The organism is Pararhodobacter sp., assembly GCF_034676545.1.
In the GTDB taxonomy this organism is placed as follows: domain Bacteria; phylum Pseudomonadota; class Alphaproteobacteria; order Rhodobacterales; family Rhodobacteraceae; genus Pararhodobacter.
This window is the reverse complement of sequence record NZ_JAUCBZ010000011.1, coordinates 78,569-95,627: the sequence shown is the minus strand read 5'-3', so window position 1 is coordinate 95,627 and position 17,059 is coordinate 78,569. Positions and strand designations below refer to the sequence as shown.

The window sequence follows — 17,059 nt, the reverse complement described above, 5'->3', positions numbered from 1 at the left end:
ATGTCACGGCAGGCAGGGCGCGGACGTTAAATGGTTGATGTCCACGGCTTGGATGGTGAACGCTAAGCGCTCACCATCCAATGTTGCAGGCGCTAATCACAGCGATCACCGCTTCCCGGTGTGGCTGGTGCAGAATCAGCTTAAGCTGCGTCTTTGTAACGGACGGAGTACGGCTTCATAGAGTTGACCGACTTCATGGAATAGTTGAACCGTGGGTGGAGCCTTTCCTCCATCCGGTGCCGACCATCCATCTGGAAGCCGAGATGCAGCATGGCGATGATCATATCCGTATTTGATACGTAATTGTGTCCAATCACCACGTCTCCGAAGAGCCGGAAGGGCGTTTCTTCGGCTCGGTGCTTCAGGAAGTAGGCACCTTTTTCTTGCGTCGTCTTGATCTTCTCCAGGCAGGACGCATAGGCTAGCGCATGAAGGAGGCTGTCACGTTTCGCGATGTCCGTTACCTTGGCACGAGACTCGCTGATCCGCTTGCGCCAGATTGCCGACCGGACACCGCCCTGCATATGGACGGGCACAGCAGCCAGTTCGTCGCGGATGTGTCGGTTTTCCGGCCACAGATATCTGTTGCCGTAACCCATGTCGTTGATCTCGGGATCCCGTGATGCTTCCTTCACCATCACGGTCGTAGCGAGAATATCATAGACGCGCCGAGCCGTCACGGTGAGACCACGAGCACGGGTGAAGTCCGCCGCCGACTGGAAGGAGAGACTGATTTCATGCTCGCGATCAGGAACCACTTCGAGCGTTTTCCGGAAACCGGTGGCTGTTCGAAAGCCAAACGCGCGCGCAACGAACTCAGGGCGGAGGCTGGGAGCAATATCTGGCAGATGCAGTGCCTCTGCCTTTTTCAGTGTAGGCAAGTCGGCTGCGGACAGGTGAAACGGAATGGTGGCGTCGATCATGCTCATCTCCAGGGCCGTGATCGCCGGTTAGACACGACCATCGAGTGAGAGATCGAGGTCAGTTGCAGTATCAGGAGATGAAGGTTTCAGCCGGCGACAGCTACGGGATTCACCCTTGGAAGCTGAACGTAGTGGTGAGTCGTGCTCGTTGCAACACCATCTTTGATGGAGCTGCGGGTTCGCACATTCGACGAACGCGCGCGGGCTACCGGTGTGGCGCTTGCCGATAAGCGGCGCTATTCTGGCGAGAGGATCCGGAAGATTTCCGGGATTCACGGGCGTTTCGCGATGGCAAATATTTGCCCCCACGGGTAGGTGTAGATCTCGGTCCACCTGACCCAAGAAGCTGGACAGCTAAGTACCGTCATCCAGTCAACGGGAAGCAGCAGTCACCGGGATACCGGAATACAGGTGGGCGTAGAAACTGCACACCGCCAACCCTTTGGAGCGCCTTGTTCCAGGGAAACGTGGCTCGTAGATCCAATGCCGAAAGGAGGCGCGAGCCATGCCCCAGAAGAAGACACCGCCACAAAAGGCAGAAGCTGGCCAGGCAAGGCGTCAGAAGTCCTCGACCGAAAGGATCTTCGGCCCCGCCGTGATGAGCCATGGTTTTACCGGAGTTCCGAACATCCTCGTTCGGGGCCAGAAGCGTCTTGGGTTGAACACGGCCCAGTTCAACATTCTGGTTCAGCTGCTGAGTTACTGGATGGACCCGGCAAAGCCACCCTTCCCGTCGAAGCGGAATCTGCTGGAGCGTCTGCAGATGTCCGAGACGACCTTGCAGAAGCACATTCGCGACCTCGAGGCGCAGGGGTTTCTGCGGCGTGAGCAGCAGACGACCGCGGCAGGGGATTTTGGCTCCAACATCTATCACCTCGACGGGTTGGTCGAGAAGTTGCAGAAGCTTGCTCCGGATTTCGACGATGAGCGGGCTGAGCGTGAGGCCGCGCGGCAGATGACCGAGCGCCCGAATGCACGCGCAAACGCCCGAGCCGCCGCCGCCAGGCAGCGCACGGCAGCTGCAAAGACCGAGGGCTGAGACCGTGTCGATGACTCCGATCCTGCATCCTTCGGGTGCCATCGCTTTCGGGCGGCTGCTGGAGATGCGCGCGCCGGGCATCATCCTGCCGGCCGGCGAGATCCGCCTCTTCCACGGTCGGCACACCGGTCCCAACCGTGGCTTCGGTGCCGCGCATATCTGGGCTGAACACGAGCGCGAGATGATCGCGGCCGGGTTTGCCGAGTTCGGAAACGTGGCGGGGTATGTGGCGACCATAGTCCGCGAGGGCACTCCTGTGTTCTTTGGGGATCACAGCTGGCGGTCTTTGAGGGTTATGGCTGTCCGCTCGCGGACGGGGACGGCTATTGTTGAGCACCGTACGCCGCGTGGTGAAGAAGCGCATTGGTCGGTGATTACCGCCTTTTCAGGAACGAAAACGCACGGTACCCGTGTGGGAACCGTGCGTTGATCGATGTGCTCGCAGTAGCAGCGCGTCCTTAGCTCAAGGGATCGGACGCCACCCTTACGTGTCCTGCAAATGGCTCTCCTGGCAGAACCATCATCCAAATGGGCGGGGCGATATCCAAGCTAACCCGGCCCAAGATGCTCTTTATGGCACATGGCAAAGATAGTGGTTGGGCGCAGAGAGTCAAGGATTGTGGTGCGTACGCAGGCCTAAGGGGAAGTTCGCAGTCATGTCGGTCGACCGCTCCGCTACACCGGCTGCCAGGCACAATCTGTCCAGTGCCGCTGGTAGCGCAGCACGAACTCGGTCATCGACGTAACGTTCGCTTTAGGGTTGCGGCAAGCGCGAGCGCAGGTTGTGACGACCTCTTGGTAGAATGGTCGGGCGACGGAGAGGGGGCCGGCGAAGTTGAGGATCAGATCCTCGAGCCGATCCGCAATCCGATCGCCCCTGGGAACCATGACGAAGCTGGGTGGGGCCCCATAGGTATTGATCAGGATATATCGCCAGCTTGGATCGGCTGCACCAGTGCTGGGAAGCAGCTCCCAGGGGTTTGCGTCACCCCCGTGAGAAATCTCGGTATAGACGGCCTCCAGTGCCTGGGGCTTGCGCGCGATCAGCACATAGGGGCCACGTGCGGTTAGGTAGCCTGAGCGCTCATCCATGCCTATGCCGAGAAGCTCTTCGAGGCGGTAGCGCTGGCTGCTAGAAAGATCAGCCCGGCCCGAGAGGAACCACTGGAGTTGTCGAAGCGTGATCCCGACTTCGCTTGCGATTTCGGCGGGAGGGTTTGGCCAGCACTCAACGAGGTTGCGAGCCAGCGCAGCAACTTCTTCAAGACCGTCGCTGATCGGATCATCGTCAACCTCCGTCTGGTCGACGTCATCCCCTTGACCGGTAAGCAGCCAAACCCTCCCGCCGAAGCCGTCGGGGTGAAAGTACCGCGGTTGCTTCGGTGGTATTGAGGTCTCTTGGGGAAAGAGCCATGGCCCGGGTGTCCAGTCCATCTTTTCCAAGGGGAGCAACCCGGCTTCCTGAACCGGGAGCGCAAGCCACTCTTCAATCTGCGGCCGTGTTTTTGCGGGGGCTGTGGTGAGCGCGCCGCCCTGACTGTCGTAACGATGGTCATGCGCAGCATTTTCATTGAGCGCCAGCACCGGGTCTCTATCAGCGGATTTGCCACTGCTGCGGTCCAGCAACCAGCGGGCGGCGTCCTGCGCTGATCGCAATGCAGCCGGATGGGTCTTATCCGCGGCATTGGTAATCCTGAGATTCACGCCGATCTTTGCCAGGCTTGAGGTCAAATCGGGGCAGGCGGCGGCGAGATGGCGGTTGACCCGCAGCGTGTCCGGCAGGCCGCGCAGGCCGTCAGCCTGCGACCATGCCTCCTGCAGCACGGACAAGATGGGCCTGGGCTCAACAACTGTTGAAAAGGTCATCCAACGCAGGGGAAGGCCTGCTACGCTGAGGCCGTAGATCAACAGCGGGGAAAGGCCAAGTTGCTCTGCGTCTGCAAGTCTGATCGGATCCCGCACGGAAACGACGCCATGTTGCGGGTGCAGGAAAACGAACCGGGCTACAGCAACGTAAAAGAAATGCTCGCGTAGCGTTTGCTCTGTAGGCACCGAGTGTGCTCCAAATCATTCATGTCGGACGGCTCCAGCATAACGCACCGAGGCCAGATCCACGATGATTAACTCGAATTTCTTGTCCGTCGACTTGCGGGCAAACCTCCGCGCGGACGTTTCGTGTGACGGCTATTCAGGGGAAATGCTGCGAAGCAGTGGTACGATACTTGTATCGTGCTCGCGTGCCGCCAACGTGCATTTGCCTCACCAGGAGGTGAAAGGCTGCAAGCGCGATCCGAGGGGGTATGATGGAGGTTGTGCCACCCCGTTCAGCCAATCCGGCCCTTACCGGATCTTCGACCTCGCAGACTGCCGCACCGCCGCGTTCCCCGAAGCGGCCAGTCAGCGAGGGACGCGGCATCGCGTTGAAGCTGAAGCTCTTCTCAGACCCGCGCGGGCGCATTATGATGCTACTCCATTGACGGAGGAGATAGAAGCGTGGGGCATAGCGGCAAATTTTGGATCGAGAATGGATTCATTTACGGTCCGGAAATGTCGGGTAAATTTTGGATACAAGACGGGTGGATTTGGGGGCCAAAGAATAGCGGAAAGTACTGGATAGACAGTAACTGGATCTGGGGGCCGAAGAACGGAGGTAAATTCTGGATCGAGAGCGGCTGGATCTGGGGGCCTACACAACTTCGCCTTCCGTGGCTCGATTGAATTCCTTGGCGGAGCACCGGCTGGGCCAGTGGCATCCAGCAGTGCCGGGCCCGGCCCTTAGCGGACGGTCGCCACGAAGGATGTCACGGCAGCTTTTGAGGAACCATGGTGCCTCCCCTCCACAAGCACCGGCTGCTGGAGGGGACGGGTCTGAAAGCCGACCTTCTCCAGCCTTCGCCCGGTGGCTCGTGGCGCAATATGGCCTCCCAAGATAGCCCTGCGGGCACGGCGGGAAATCCAATCTGCCCTGCGGCGTGCCGTAGGTCTGCCATTGGCGGTCACATCGCGCCAGTGTATCCCCCGTCAACGAACAGCACCGTGCCGGTCACGAAGGACGACGCGTCGGACGCCAGCCACAGGCTGCCCTGCGCCACTTCCTCGGGCTGGCCGAAACGCTCCAGCACACTGAGCTTTTTCGCGAACTCACCCCGGTCCAGCCCCATCTCGTCAAGCAAGGCCTTGAGCATCGGCGTGTCGATGGCACCCGGCGCGATGGCGTTCACGCGGATGTTGTGGCGGCCGTATTCCATCGCCGCGTTCTTGGTCAGGCCGTTCACGCCGTGCTTGGCGGCGACATATGCCATCGTGTTGGGCTGCGGGCGGAAGCCCGAGACCGACGAGATGTTGATGATCGACCCGCCGCCGCCCTGCGCCACCATCTGTGCCAGTTCGTGCTTCATGCACAGTGCAGTGCCCTTGAGGTCAACCGACATCAGCCGGTCCCAGTAAGCCTCGTCGAATTCGGCGGCTGGAGCGTTGTCGGGCCTCAGCGCGGCATTGTTCACCGCAGCGTCAAGGCGCCCGAAGCGTTCGACGGCAAAGGCCACCGTCTGCTTCACCTCGTCGGAGATCGACACGTCGGTGCGGACAAAGGCAGCTTCGTCACCGGCGTCCAGGATCGATTGCGCAACCTTCTCGCCCACCTCGGCGTTGAAGTCGGTCAGCACGACCTTGGCGCCCGCCCGGGCGAACAGTCGCGCCGTCGCCTCGCCCATGCCCATTGCGGCACCGGTGACGATCGCCACCTTGCCCTTCATGACGGGGAACGTCTCTGGTCCGGGGGGCGCTCTTTCCATGTCGATTTCCTTTCGTTTCAGTATCCAGAAGCCGATTTCGGGGCGGCAACGGTCAGGTTCAAGGACCGGGAACCAGCCCCTGCGCACAGGTAATGTGCCGGCAAGGCCGCGTCTGGCGACGCTGGCCTCAGGGCGTGAACAGCGCCTCGTCCAGTTCGTAGGCATTGGCCCAGTTCAGCCAGTAGACGTCGGTCGGCCCAAAGATGTGGTCGACGACGGTCCATTCCCCCTGCACCTTCCGCATCAGGACCATGGCGGTATCGCTCATGACGCCCTTCTTCATCTCGGCGGCGTAGGGTGTATTCGCCCAGTTGATCCTGCTGCCGTCGGGGTTGTGCGGGACGGCCTGCAGATAGGCCCAGGTCCCGTCGGTGCGCAGGACCGAGGCGACGAAGACGATGCTTAGGCCGATTTCCGCCTCGATGGGTCCGCGCGCGGCCGCCATCAGCGCCTTGCGCAAGTCTGTGCCGCGGGCGGGGCTCGTCAGGCGGTCCACCCGAACAGGTTCTTTCGTGACCTCGTCATCCCAGGCCGGATCGACACCTTGGGTCCAGTCGCCGGTCGAGGTTCCGGGGCCGAAACTGTTGGCCATGTAGGTTACGACCGGATCGAACGCCTCCTTCAGGGACGGCGGATAGGCGATCTCGAACACCTGAACCAGGCCCGAGGGATCGAGGATGACCTTGCGGTAGTAGATCACGCCCCCATCGCCATAGCCCGACAGCACATACCAGCCTTCGCCCGACTTGCGGTAGGTCACGCTGTCGGTGCCACCCTGTTCGATATCCTGGCGCATCATCTCGTCCTGTGTCAGCCCAAGGGCGTTGTACTGCGCGAAGACATAGAACTGCGACTGGCCGTCCGCCGACACGAAGGTGCGGCCGTCGCCGCTGTCCGGCGGCGGCTCAGCGCGGAAGTAGCTGGCGGGGTATTCGATGAAGGTGCCATAGCGCCCGTTGCGGTAAAGCGTGTAGCCGGCCTCGCCTTCGATGAAGGCGTCCGGGTCTTCGGCCGGTTCCTCTACGGGCATGACCGGGGGCGGCGGCGGGGGCAGCAGCAGTTCGGCCTCTGCGGCGACGGGCGGCTGGGGTTGGGGCGCGGGTTCGGGCGCGGCCGAGTGCTCGGGCGCGGGCTCTGCGGGCAGGCCAGAGAAGGCGGCGCCCACTCCCGCATCCTTCAGGGCGCATTCCTCCATCCCCTCGGGCCAGTTGAACCGCAGGCCCATCAGCAAGTCGCGCAGCGTGTCTCCGCTGAGGAACCTGTTGATCCCGGCCCAATACAACGCCACCGGCTCTTGCCCCGGCAGGCAGTTGCGTGAGATGTTCAGGAAGTGCCAGCCGGTGACCGGCTGGCCGTTGTCCATGAACTCGGCCGAAGTCGAGGGCCAGCCGAACTGGGTCCACTCCATGTAATAGTCGCCGAAGAAACTGGGCAGGCGGCCGGGCGGCACCAGCGCGGCGAGGCCGTTTGGCGGCAGGACCGCGGCGCCGCGCGCCACCGTGACCACCCCCCGCCCGTCCGGGTGCATCAGCGTCAGCGTGCCCTCGCCCGACATGGCGATCCATCCCTCGCGGGCGCTGTAGGTCAGGATGCCATTCAGCGCCGTCCCTTCGGCCTTTGCGGCCGGCGCGGTGGGGGCCGGCACACCAACGGCCTGGAAACCCGCCAGCCCGTCCGGGCGGGCTCCCGGGGAACCGGCAACGGCCCCGGCTGGCAGGTTCGCCGCGCCGCAAGCGGCATCGCCGCGCGCCGGTTCTATCGCGTCCACAAGCTGCGCCACCTGTTCCGACCGGTAAAACGAGGGCAGCCCCTCGAACCCGATGGCCAGCGTATCGGGGCCCGGCAGGCAGGTTTCGAACACGAAGATGCGGGTGGTGGTATCGGCGTCGCTGCCGTCGGAGAACCGGTTCGACCGCTGGGTCCATTCGTAAAGCAGCGCCGGCTGGTCCATGAGCGTGACCGGCTGGCCCGCGACATCCGACGGCAGATACCACCTGTTCAAATGGCCCGTTGCCGGATCGGCGGCATAGCGGTAAAGCGTGACCTCGCCGGCCAGGTCGCGCTGTTCGTAGGTCAGCACCTCGTCGTCGCTGTGGCTTTTCGTGTCCCATGTGCCTTCGACCGGGGCGACAAAGGCACCGCCCAGCACCGGCTCGCGCAGCACGGACCCCGGCGCGGGCAGGTCCAGCGAGGCGAGGATGCCGGCATGCACCGACCGATACGGGTCAAGTGCGTCGCCATAGGCGCTTTGCACGATGACCAGATGATCGTCTCCGGACACCGGGACCTTCGAGATCAGGATCTCGGCCCACATCTCCACGCCGGATTCGGTGACCGAAGAGGAAATGCGACGGAAGACCCGCCCGTTCTCGAACGTCACCTGCCCCAATTCGACGATCGTGCTGCCCGAAAAGGTCTGGTCCGGGTCGTCTTCCAGCATCAGGCCGAAGCCGGGACCGGTGCGGGTGGCGACATCGCCGCCGAAGTAGATCACGTTCTCGTCGCTGCGGCCCATTTCCTGCCAGCCGGGGGGCAGCGCGAAGGCGATGCCGCGGAACATCTGCCCCGACCAGCCCGCGGGCGCCTCGCTGCGGGCGATGGCGACGGTGTCGGTCGACGATTGGGCCGCAAGGGGCGCGGCAAGGCCCAGCGACAGCGCGAGAGCCACCGCGGCGGTGCAGGCAAGACGGGTTGCTTGTGTGGTCATGATGGGATCCTTTTCCTGCGCCGGCCGGTCATTCGCCGTTGTTCAATCGCTCGATGATCGCCTGCGGCACGGTCATGCCGTCCACGTCGGTGCCGATGGCGCAGTCTTTCCAGATGGCGGGGTCGGACGGCAACGGGTTGCGCGTGCAGCCATAGCCCGAGACGATGCAGGGCGGGCCGGGCTTGTTGCATTCATAGCGCGGGTCGTATTCGCCGTAGGTGTCGGGGTGGTAGATCTGCGTCGTGCCCATCTGGCCATAGGCTGCGCGCTGGCAGATGCAGGTCATCATGTCGTCCGGCGGCAGGATCTTCAGCACGCTCAGCACGTTCAGCAGTTCGTCATGCGGCAGGGCGATCAGCGTCTCCATCCCGATCTCGGGCAGCTTTTCCTTGACTTTGCCCGGCTTGGCGATGTCCTTGCAGTTGCCGTTCGCCATCGGCAGGTTCATCCGGTGTAGCGTCTCTCGCTCGACCTGCAGCTCGGCGAGTGTTTCAAGCCGATCCTCCATCGTCATGTCGAAATCGAAGCCGAGTTTGGTCAGCGTCGCCTCGTATTGCAGCTTTTCGGCCAGGCGGGCCAGTTGCAGTTCCTGAAGCGCCCGCGCCCGCTCCTCGCGGTAGTAGGCGCCGCCCGGTTCGGTTTCGGTGATCGCCCATTCATAGCTGATCTCGGACGGATTGCGCGTCGGCTCGAACACGCTGCCCGGCCCGGGCATCGGGTCGATGATCCGGCCCATGCCGGGTTTCGGCTCGCCGCTGTCGGCATGTTCGCGCAGCCATTGCTCGCGCCGCTTGCGTTCGCCGCCGGTGGCCTCGTCCTCGGCGATGGCGGCCAGCTTGGCCTGATATGCGGCGTCCTGTTCGGCGTCTGCGGCGGCGTGGCGGTCCTCCTCGGCCTTGACGGCAGCCTCGAAGGCGGTGGTGTCGCGGTTGATCTCGGCCAGGATCCTGTTGCTTTGGGCCTGCAGGTTGACGATCTCGGTGCCGATCTCCTCGGCGGACCAGTCCTCGCGGCGGGCCTCGTCATAGACCTGCTGCGCCCAGTTGCCGTGCTTGACCGCGATGGTATCGCCCCAGTGTTCCTTGACGATCTCGGCCGACTGCCAGGCGTTGTAGAGCGGGCCAATACGCGAGAAGCGGTTCTTCAGGCCCGCCAGCCAGTCGGTAAAGTCACCGCCCAGCCCCACGGGATCGGGCAGCGTCATGGTCGCCAGAACCTTCGTCGTCATCCACAGCGGGCGGTCCACCGTGCCCAGGCTGTCGCGCAGGTTGGTATCGGCGATGCGCGCGTTCAGGAACATCGACAGGTCGGCCGCTGCGGTGCAGGGATTTCCTGCCCCTCGATCAGCCGCGCCGCCTGAAGCAGGGTTTCGGGGTTGTAGGCATCAAGATCGGCCACATCCGGCAGCGGAAAGCCCGCGGCGCGAAACTCGGCAAAGCGTTGGCGCAGCGGGACAAGTTCGGCCACGGCGGCCGAGTTGTCGATAACCGCCGTGCCGGATTCGATGCCGGCGGTGCCGTCGCCGCCCGGCAGGCCGAAGATGTTCGCCGGATCGGCCACCGTCTGCGCCAGCGCCGGCTGGGCCAGCGCGATCAGGGCCGCAAGGGCAAGGCGGGGACGGGTCGTCATGGCACGGTCTCCTCAAGCTCGGCGCGCAACAGCCGCACATATTCTTCGGCATCGAAGTCCCTGGTGCCCATCAGCAGCAGCCGCGACCGCGCCGTCATGCCTGACGGGGTGATCCAGCCGCCGTCCACAGACCGCAGCGTCATCTTCGCGGCGCCATAAGGATCGAAGGACCGCGACTGGACGGTGGCGAACAGCGACACGCCCTTGCGAAACCCGATTAAATCGGGCGCGTGAAGATCGGTGATGCCAGGCAGCGAGACGGTCGCGGCCCCCCTGTCGATGCGCAGGGTCAGCCGCCCGTCCCAGCCCGCCATCTTGGCCGCTGGGATGCGGCGGGTCCAGGTGGCGTAGAACCCGCCTTGCACATGCAAGAGCCAGTCCTCCGCCAGCCGCCCCTTCGCCTGCCGAACGAGGGAGATGAAGATCTCGCCGCTGTCGTCCATGTCTGGCTGGGGCGTCTGCGACAGGGTGACATATGCGCCATCCGTGGCGGCAGGATCGAAGGCGAAGTCAAGGCGATAGGCCGTGCGGTCAAGCCGACGGTCCAGCACCGCCACCGGGGCCGACGACAGCACCCCGGCGCGGCCGCCCTGATACCCCTCGGGCGCTAGGACCACCACCGCGCCATCTGCGGTGAACTGCCCCGCCTCTTCGAAGGTCAGGCCGGCGACGCCGTGGCCTTCCCAAGGGGCGGCGGGATCTGGGAACAGGCGCACCACCGGAAGCGGCTCTAGGGCAGAGGGGGGCAGGTCGTCGGCAACCGCGGGTGCGGCGGGCATGCGCAAGAGGGTAATCCGGCGCATGGCCATCTGCGCGGCCTGGCTGTCATGGTCGCCCATCGCCAGCACATAAAGCCGCAGGCCGGCACCCGATTGCAGCACGGGCCAGGGCAGCACGTCGTCGGGGAAGCCTTCGGCCACGATCTGCACCCCTTCGGGCGTCAGCACCAGATCAACCACGGCGGGGATGCCTGGCACGACCGCGTGCAGCGGTTCGGCCGTGTCGATGGTGCGGGTCAGGTAATGCGCATCGCCCACCTTGCGCCAGTGCAGCAGGGCGCGCGGGCGGTGCGGCTCCTGATCGGCGTAGGACATCGACGCCGCCAGCGCCACCTGCACCCCCTGCGTCGCAGCCGGGTCGAACTCCAGCCGCAGGCGGGCGCTGGCGCCGGGGCCGAAGCGGTCAAGCCAGATGACCGGTTCAGGCGAAAACAGCCCGAGGCCCTGCAGCGCTGCTCCCGCGGCGTCAACGTGCAGGCCGTCGCCAACACTGATCAGCGGGGCCGAGCCCTTGGGGCCGTGCAGCGCGAAATGCGGGCCGGGGGTGCGGCCGTCGAACAGCTCCACCTCTTGGGGCGCATCGGCCAACAGCGCGCCCGGGTCGGCATCGGCGGCGACCGCCACATCCTCCATCCGCACACCGCGCAGGGCCAGCAGTGCGGTAACCTCACCCGACGGCGCGGTGGCCGAGATCTGCAGATGGAAGGGGCCATCGCCCGGCAGGGCGGCAAGCCGCCCCTCCAGCAGCACCGCGCCGGTACCGTTCGAGACAAGGATCAGCCCGTCGGGCCGCATCTCGATCTGCAGGCCGGCAAGCGCCGTCGCGTCGGGCAGCGGCATGCGGCCCTGCATCTTCTGCTGCACCGCAAGCACCAGTTCGGGCACGACATCGCCGTCCCGTTCCACCGCCAGCCAGACTTCGTGGTCGTGCCAGTCACGCTGGTCTTCCAGCCCCGGTTCAACCAGCGCGATGACGATGTTGTCCAGCCGCGCGGTGTCGAGGTCGATCGACAGCCGCGTGGCAAAGCCGTCCGATGCCGAAGGCAGCCGCACTATCGGCGCCGTGGTGCGCAAGCCCGTAACGCGGAAATCCGGGCCGGCCGGCACCTCGGCGACAAAGGCCCCGCCCTCGAACCGGGTCCACTCCGCCTGCCCGCGCCGCGCAAGATGCAGCGCCCAGTCGGGGGATTCCACGCCCGCGAACAGCTGGCCCGGCGGCTCTGCGGGCTCGGCCGTGGATTTGGCAGCAGCATGCGCGGCGGGCGCTGTAGCGGCCAGATCCGCAACCTCGATGCGGAACCCGGCGGCGCCATCGGCACGCAGCAGGACCAGAAGGCGGCGCGCGGGGTCGGCCAGCGCCACGTCCCTGCCACCCGCCGCCGTCAATGCTCGGAGCCACAGCATCGCGGCTTGCGGTTGGCGCGGGTCCTGCGGCAGCGAGACGACGGCCGCTTCGATCGTGCCAGCCGCGCAGCCCGCCACCACCTGCGGCGCAAGGGCCATCGCGGCCAGCGCACCGGCAAAGGCATCGCCCGCCACGTCGCGCGCGGTGCATCCGCCCTCGAAGCCGCTGGCCACCAGCGCCAGCGTCTCGGCCGCCGACAGCGCCGCCGCGGGGGCGGCAGGTGCGGGCGCGGGAGGGGGCGCTTCGGCTGTTGCTGTCGGCGCCGGCTGACCGAAGGCAAAGCTCGCCGCCATGTCCGCCAGTTCCTGCCGCAAGGCGGGCGGTGCGTCGGCGGCGTGCAGGGAAGCCAGCATCACGTTGCCCTCCGACGCGCTGCCGGTGAAGATCCAGGCATTGCCACGTCGGAACGGCAGGGTGATGCCGGCAAAGGGATAGACCTCGGCCTCCAGCGTGACAGCCACCCCCTCGATCCCGGCGAAGGGATCATGGCTTTCGCCGAGGATATCGGTGGGGATTGCGGTTTCGGCCAGAAAACGGTCCCACCACAGCAGCACCGTGTCGGCCGTCGCCAGATCGAACACCGCGACATGCAGCAGCGCATCACCCGCCGGCGACAGCGCCACCAGACCATGCCCCTCGTCAGGACTGACCGGATGGATGGTCCAGCCCGCCGGAATGGCCAGCGAAAACCCACCTTCGGCGTGATGGTTCCGGCCGCCCGATGCCGCGGTGCCCGGCGAAGCCTGCGGCACGACCGTCGCGGCCGAGGCCGGGTCGCCGGCAAATCGCACCGACTCGGCGATCGGCAGCAGCAGCGCCTCCAGCGCCTGCGGATCGGCATCGCTGCCTCCCACCGTCAGCAGCAGCCGTTCACCATTCCGGTTCAGTCTCTCGAACGCGATGGTAACCTGCACCAGCGGCCCGGTGCGCGATTGCCTGACCAGCGCGGGCCCGGCAGGAAAGCTGCGCGTCTCGGCCGACAGCTCTCCATCGTGGCCAGTCAGCGGCTCGTCCGGGAACCACCAGCGGACCATCAGATAAGCCCCGCCGGGACCGGTGAAATCGACCTCGCGATCACCCCGCCGGCCCGCCTCGGCCCAGTCGGCGGGAACCTGCGCCTCGGCTTCGCCCAAGGTGTGCAGCGCCTGCGCCCAAGCCGCCGCAGGAAGGAAGACCGCCAGGCAGAACGCCCGCAGAAGAGTCATGGCCAGAAAACCTTTCATCGTCAGATGCGTCTCCTCAATGTGCCGGCTCCAGCCTTGGCAGGCCGCGTTCGGTCAGTGCGCGCTGGACACGGGCAAGCCCGTTTTCGAACCCTTCCCGGGGAAGGCGCCGGCTGCGGCCGGTCCGTAGCACGATCTCGACCCCCGTGCTGGCCCGCGCCAGCAGCACCGCACCGGCAGCACCCGGCGGCAGGAACGGTGCCACGGCACGAAATACCCTCAACCGGTCGCGCCGCCAGGGCCGCCAGCCGATGATCTCGTCCCAGCCTATCCGTTCGGTTCTCCGCAGGCTGCTGATGCTCAGCCCGGCAGGACCGACCCAAAGCCCGAAACAGGCGTTTGACGCCGCGACGAACAGCAGGGCCAGTGGCGCAGGCAGAAGTGGCCAGATCAGCAGCGCCGAACCGTGCAGCCCCTCGGCGCCTTCGGCCCGGCCGATCCAGACCGGAAGCGCCACGAACAGGGCAAGCAGCCCGACGCCGATGATGTCCGGCCCGATGACCGCGCTGCCGCGGTGCATCGTGCTTGTCCCCGCAGGGAACCGGGCTTTCGGCCAGAGGATGTATAGCGCCAGGCCGGACGCAAACCCGAGCATGACCGTCCAGAGAGGAGCCGTGCCTGAGACACTGGCTGATAGACAGAAGAGTGCCGCCACGACAGTACGCAACGCGATCTCCGAAGCTCCTTTTCCCGTGGGCCAACTCAACGTGATTATCTCGCTCATATCACACCCCGCGATCGGCCGAGGCAGGGACGATCTTGATTGCCAAGTCCACACCGACCGTCCTCCGAGATTTGAGAATGTTTGCAGATGCTAAGAATTTAGCAATGACGTGGATCAATCCGCCCGCGACTCCTCGACAGAAGACTGGGCCCGGAGATCGGTGGTTACGGCGGAGCCGTCCAATGGAAGCTTCAAGGAACGTCTGAAAAACCTGCGCGTTTTGGCGTGATCTGATAGGATTTGCGGGGCGCGACGAGGAGCCCCGCCGATGCCGAAATAGCCTGCCTTTCCCGGTCTTCGAGACGCGATGAAGAAGAAGGTAACGCGGCGCGAGCAGTTCCTGACGGAGATGGAGGCGGTTGTTCCGTGGGGGCGGCTGCTGGCGCTCATCGCGCCGCATTACCCCAAGGTCGGACCTAAGGGCGGGCGCCCGCCGATGCCGCTGGAAACGATGCTGCGGGTCTACTTTCTTCAGCACTGGTATGCGCTGAGCGACCCGATGGCCGAGGAAATCCTATACGACAGTGAGGCGATGCGTCGGTTCTCCGGGATCGAACTGGGTGACGACCGCATTCCCGACGAGACCACGATCCTGAATTTCCGGCACCTGCTGGAACGGCACGGGCTGACCGAGGCAATCTTTGCCGACGTCAACGCCCATCTGGCCGACAAGGGTATCACGCTGCGCTCGGGCACGCTGGTGGACGCGACGATCATCGACGCGCCGTCATCGACCAAGAACAAGGCCAAGGCCCGCGACCCCGAGATGTCGTCCACGAAGAAGGGCAACGACTGGTATTTCGGCATGAAAGCACATGTCGGCGTGGATGCGGACAGCGGCGTGACCCACAGTCTGGAAACCTCGACCGCCAAGTTGCACGACAGCCAGGTCTGGGACGAACTGCTGCACGGCGAAGAAACCTCGGTCTGGGCCGACAAGGGCTATGTCAGCGCCGACCGGGAGGCCGCATTCGCGGGGCCGGGCAAGGTCTGGGGCGTCATGCGCAAGGCCCCGAAGGGTGGCTCGCTGCACCCGGTCGACGAACGGATCAACCGGATCATCGCCATGGTGCGCGCGAAGGTCGAGCATCCTTTCCGCATCATCAAGCGTCAGTTCGGCCACGTGAAGACCCGTTACCGCGGCCTCGCCAAGAACCGCGCCCAGCTGTTCACACTCTTCGCCCTCGGCAACCTGTTCCTGGTGCGACGGAGGCTGATGGCATGAGGACGAGCCTGCCTGAAACCCACGAAAGGGCCGCTCAGGCGGCTCGAAATGCACGAAAACAGTCTACGGACGCAGGTATTCGGGTGGCACAACGAGTCACGCGGCCATCTTGGCGCAGCCAAAGCCGTTGATCAGACGTTCCTCAACGTGCGGAGCGCGTCACCTTCCTGCGATGTGCCTGGACCTGTTGCGGATTGGTGCCGCTGCTTTGATCACGTAATGTGCAGCAAAGGAGATGAACCATGGACACAGGCAGGACGGATGAATTTTGCAGGGATGCGGTGCGGATCGCGTTGACGAGTGGGCTTTCGCGGCACGTAATCATGCTGGGCCGTCAGCAACCGCATGAAACGCGATCTGGCGATCCGGGCACTGAAAATGTCCATCGCCCCGCGGTCCCCGCTTCGGGGCTGCATCTTCCACAGCGATCGCGGCGATCCCTGCCTTGGGGGGCAAATCCCCGCGTCAGGCGGCATGGTGACGATCCGATGGGCGACTACGCCTTCGGCTGGATCCGGGCAGAACTCGGGTTGCAGGAGCATCGGAAATGATGGGTGACGCGGTAATACGCAGGGCCAAGCGGTTGACGAGCGCGCAGATCTGCACCGACAACAGCGCAGAAGCGCCCAAACTTCATGCGTCATCCGTCTATCTCGGTTTGGGTCCGATTGTGCTGTTGCCTCAGTTTTCGAGACATAACCCGCTACCAGTTCCTTCTGAACGCACGGGAGGCGCAGAGATGATGCGATACCTCGCCGCAGCGCTGGTTGTCCTTGCGGCCCCGGTCAGTGCCGACCCGATAGGCGATGGCTCTGACCTGGTGCAGGAGAACTGCGCCCGCTGCCACGGCGTCACCGCCGAGGATCACAGCCCCAATCCTCGGGCAATACCGTTCCGCTTCCTTGGCAGGCTCTATCCGATCGAGAGCCTGGAAGAGGCACTGGCAGAAGGGATCATGGTCAGTCACGAAATGCCGGAGTTCGTGCTGGAGCATGACGAGGTCCTGGCACTGATCGCCTATCTCGATTCCATACAGGTCCGGTGAGAAGAGGGAACTGAACCGCAGTTCTGACTCGACCCGGAAAGCGGACGTCGTTTCTTCACAAGCCAAGGGCTGCTTTCCGCCCGATACGATTTATCAGTATATAAGCGGTGGTCGATGTTATATTGCCTTGTCGGCAAAGCCGAAGACGTGGCGGGCATGGTGGACAGGAGAGAAGCTATGTCCATCGAAACACTTCCCGCCCTTCGTCCCACACGCGCGCCTTGGAACAAGGGCCGCATCGTCGGCCAGAAACGCCCGCTGTTGCCCAAACATGTCTGGTCGATCCGTGTGCGGCTGGAAATGGCGGACAACAAGCGCGATCTCGCGCTGTTCAACATGGCTATCGATTGCAAGCTCCGGGGTTGCGATCTGGTCTGCCTGAAAGTGAACGATGTTTACGCCGCAGGCCGCGTTAAGGAACGTGCTTCAGTCACGCAAAGCAAGACGCGCAAGCCCGTGCGCTTTGAGATCACCGAAACCACGCGACTGTCGGTGGAGCGTTGGATCCGTGATCCAGAAATGATCGGTTGCGAATATCTTTGGCCCAGCCGAGTTCATGCGTAACC

12 protein-coding genes and 1 pseudogene are annotated in these 17,059 nt (G+C 64.4%); 5 read left to right on the top strand and 8 right to left on the bottom strand.

The genetic code is table 11. The features are described from left to right. Positions 1 to 140: 140 nt before the first annotated feature. Positions 141 to 923, bottom strand: a complete 783-nt coding sequence (locus VDQ28_RS02130; protein WP_323034399.1) for a hypothetical protein — start codon at positions 921 to 923, stop codon at positions 141 to 143. A 505-nt stretch (positions 924 to 1,428) separates the two neighbouring features. On the opposite strand from VDQ28_RS02130, the gene VDQ28_RS02125 reads away from it, so the two are divergent. Together VDQ28_RS02125 and VDQ28_RS02120 are read left to right on the top strand one after the other, a co-directional pair. Next, positions 1,429 to 1,962 (top strand): helix-turn-helix domain-containing protein, encoded by a 534-nt coding sequence (locus VDQ28_RS02125; RefSeq protein WP_323034398.1) that lies wholly within the window; start codon positions 1,429 to 1,431, stop codon positions 1,960 to 1,962. A gap of 10 nt (positions 1,963 to 1,972) precedes the next feature. After that, complete coding sequence (locus tag VDQ28_RS02120) at positions 1,973 to 2,392, top strand: hypothetical protein (protein WP_323034397.1); 420 nt, start codon at positions 1,973 to 1,975, stop codon at positions 2,390 to 2,392. A gap of 245 nt (positions 2,393 to 2,637) precedes the next feature. On the opposite strand, the gene VDQ28_RS02115 is transcribed toward VDQ28_RS02120, so the two are convergent. The 7 genes from VDQ28_RS02115 to VDQ28_RS02085 all read right to left on the bottom strand — a co-directional run bounded on the left by VDQ28_RS02115 (position 2,638) and on the right by VDQ28_RS02085 (position 14,019). Then, complete coding sequence (locus VDQ28_RS02115) at positions 2,638 to 4,014, bottom strand: hypothetical protein (protein ID WP_323034396.1); 1,377 nt, start codon at positions 4,012 to 4,014, stop codon at positions 2,638 to 2,640. Positions 4,015 to 4,958: 944 nt separating this feature from the next. Further along, positions 4,959 to 5,756: a glucose 1-dehydrogenase gene (locus VDQ28_RS02110; protein WP_323034395.1), complete on the bottom strand. Its 798-nt coding sequence runs from the start codon at positions 5,754 to 5,756 to the stop codon at positions 4,959 to 4,961. Between the two features lie 127 nt (positions 5,757 to 5,883). Beyond that, on the bottom strand, positions 5,884 to 8,463 hold the full coding sequence (locus VDQ28_RS02105; RefSeq protein ID WP_323034394.1) for a hypothetical protein: 2,580 nt from the start codon (positions 8,461 to 8,463) through the stop codon (positions 5,884 to 5,886). 28 nt (positions 8,464 to 8,491) lie between these two features. Further along, positions 8,492 to 9,763: a hypothetical protein gene (locus tag VDQ28_RS02100; protein WP_323034393.1), complete on the bottom strand. Its 1,272-nt coding sequence runs from the start codon at positions 9,761 to 9,763 to the stop codon at positions 8,492 to 8,494. Next, positions 9,754 to 10,092: a hypothetical protein gene (locus tag VDQ28_RS02095; protein ID WP_323034392.1), complete on the bottom strand. Its 339-nt coding sequence runs from the start codon at positions 10,090 to 10,092 to the stop codon at positions 9,754 to 9,756. Before VDQ28_RS02095 ends, VDQ28_RS02100 begins: the two co-directional genes overlap by 10 nt. Next, complete coding sequence (locus VDQ28_RS02090) at positions 10,089 to 13,499, bottom strand: hypothetical protein (RefSeq protein ID WP_323034391.1); 3,411 nt, start codon at positions 13,497 to 13,499, stop codon at positions 10,089 to 10,091. Before VDQ28_RS02090 ends, VDQ28_RS02095 begins: the two co-directional genes overlap by 4 nt. Positions 13,500 to 13,515: 16 nt before the next feature. After that, positions 13,516 to 14,019, bottom strand: coding sequence for a hypothetical protein (locus VDQ28_RS02085; protein WP_107325432.1), 504 nt, complete (start codon positions 14,017 to 14,019; stop codon positions 13,516 to 13,518). A gap of 511 nt (positions 14,020 to 14,530) precedes the next feature. Between VDQ28_RS02085 and VDQ28_RS02080 the strand changes: the two genes are divergently transcribed. The 3 genes and pseudogenes from VDQ28_RS02080 to VDQ28_RS02070 form a co-directional block, all read left to right on the top strand. Continuing rightward, on the top strand, positions 14,531 to 15,448 hold the full coding sequence (locus VDQ28_RS02080) for an IS5 family transposase (protein ID WP_174213201.1): 918 nt from the start codon (positions 14,531 to 14,533) through the stop codon (positions 15,446 to 15,448). Positions 15,449 to 16,187: 739 nt separating this feature from the next. Beyond that, positions 16,188 to 16,493 (top strand): c-type cytochrome, encoded by a 306-nt coding sequence (locus tag VDQ28_RS02075; protein WP_323034390.1) that lies wholly within the window; start codon positions 16,188 to 16,190, stop codon positions 16,491 to 16,493. Positions 16,494 to 16,670: 177 nt separating this feature from the next. Further along, positions 16,671 to 17,051: pseudogene (locus VDQ28_RS02070) on the top strand (integrase); the annotation flags it as partial. Between the last annotated feature and the right edge of the window lie 8 nt (positions 17,052 to 17,059).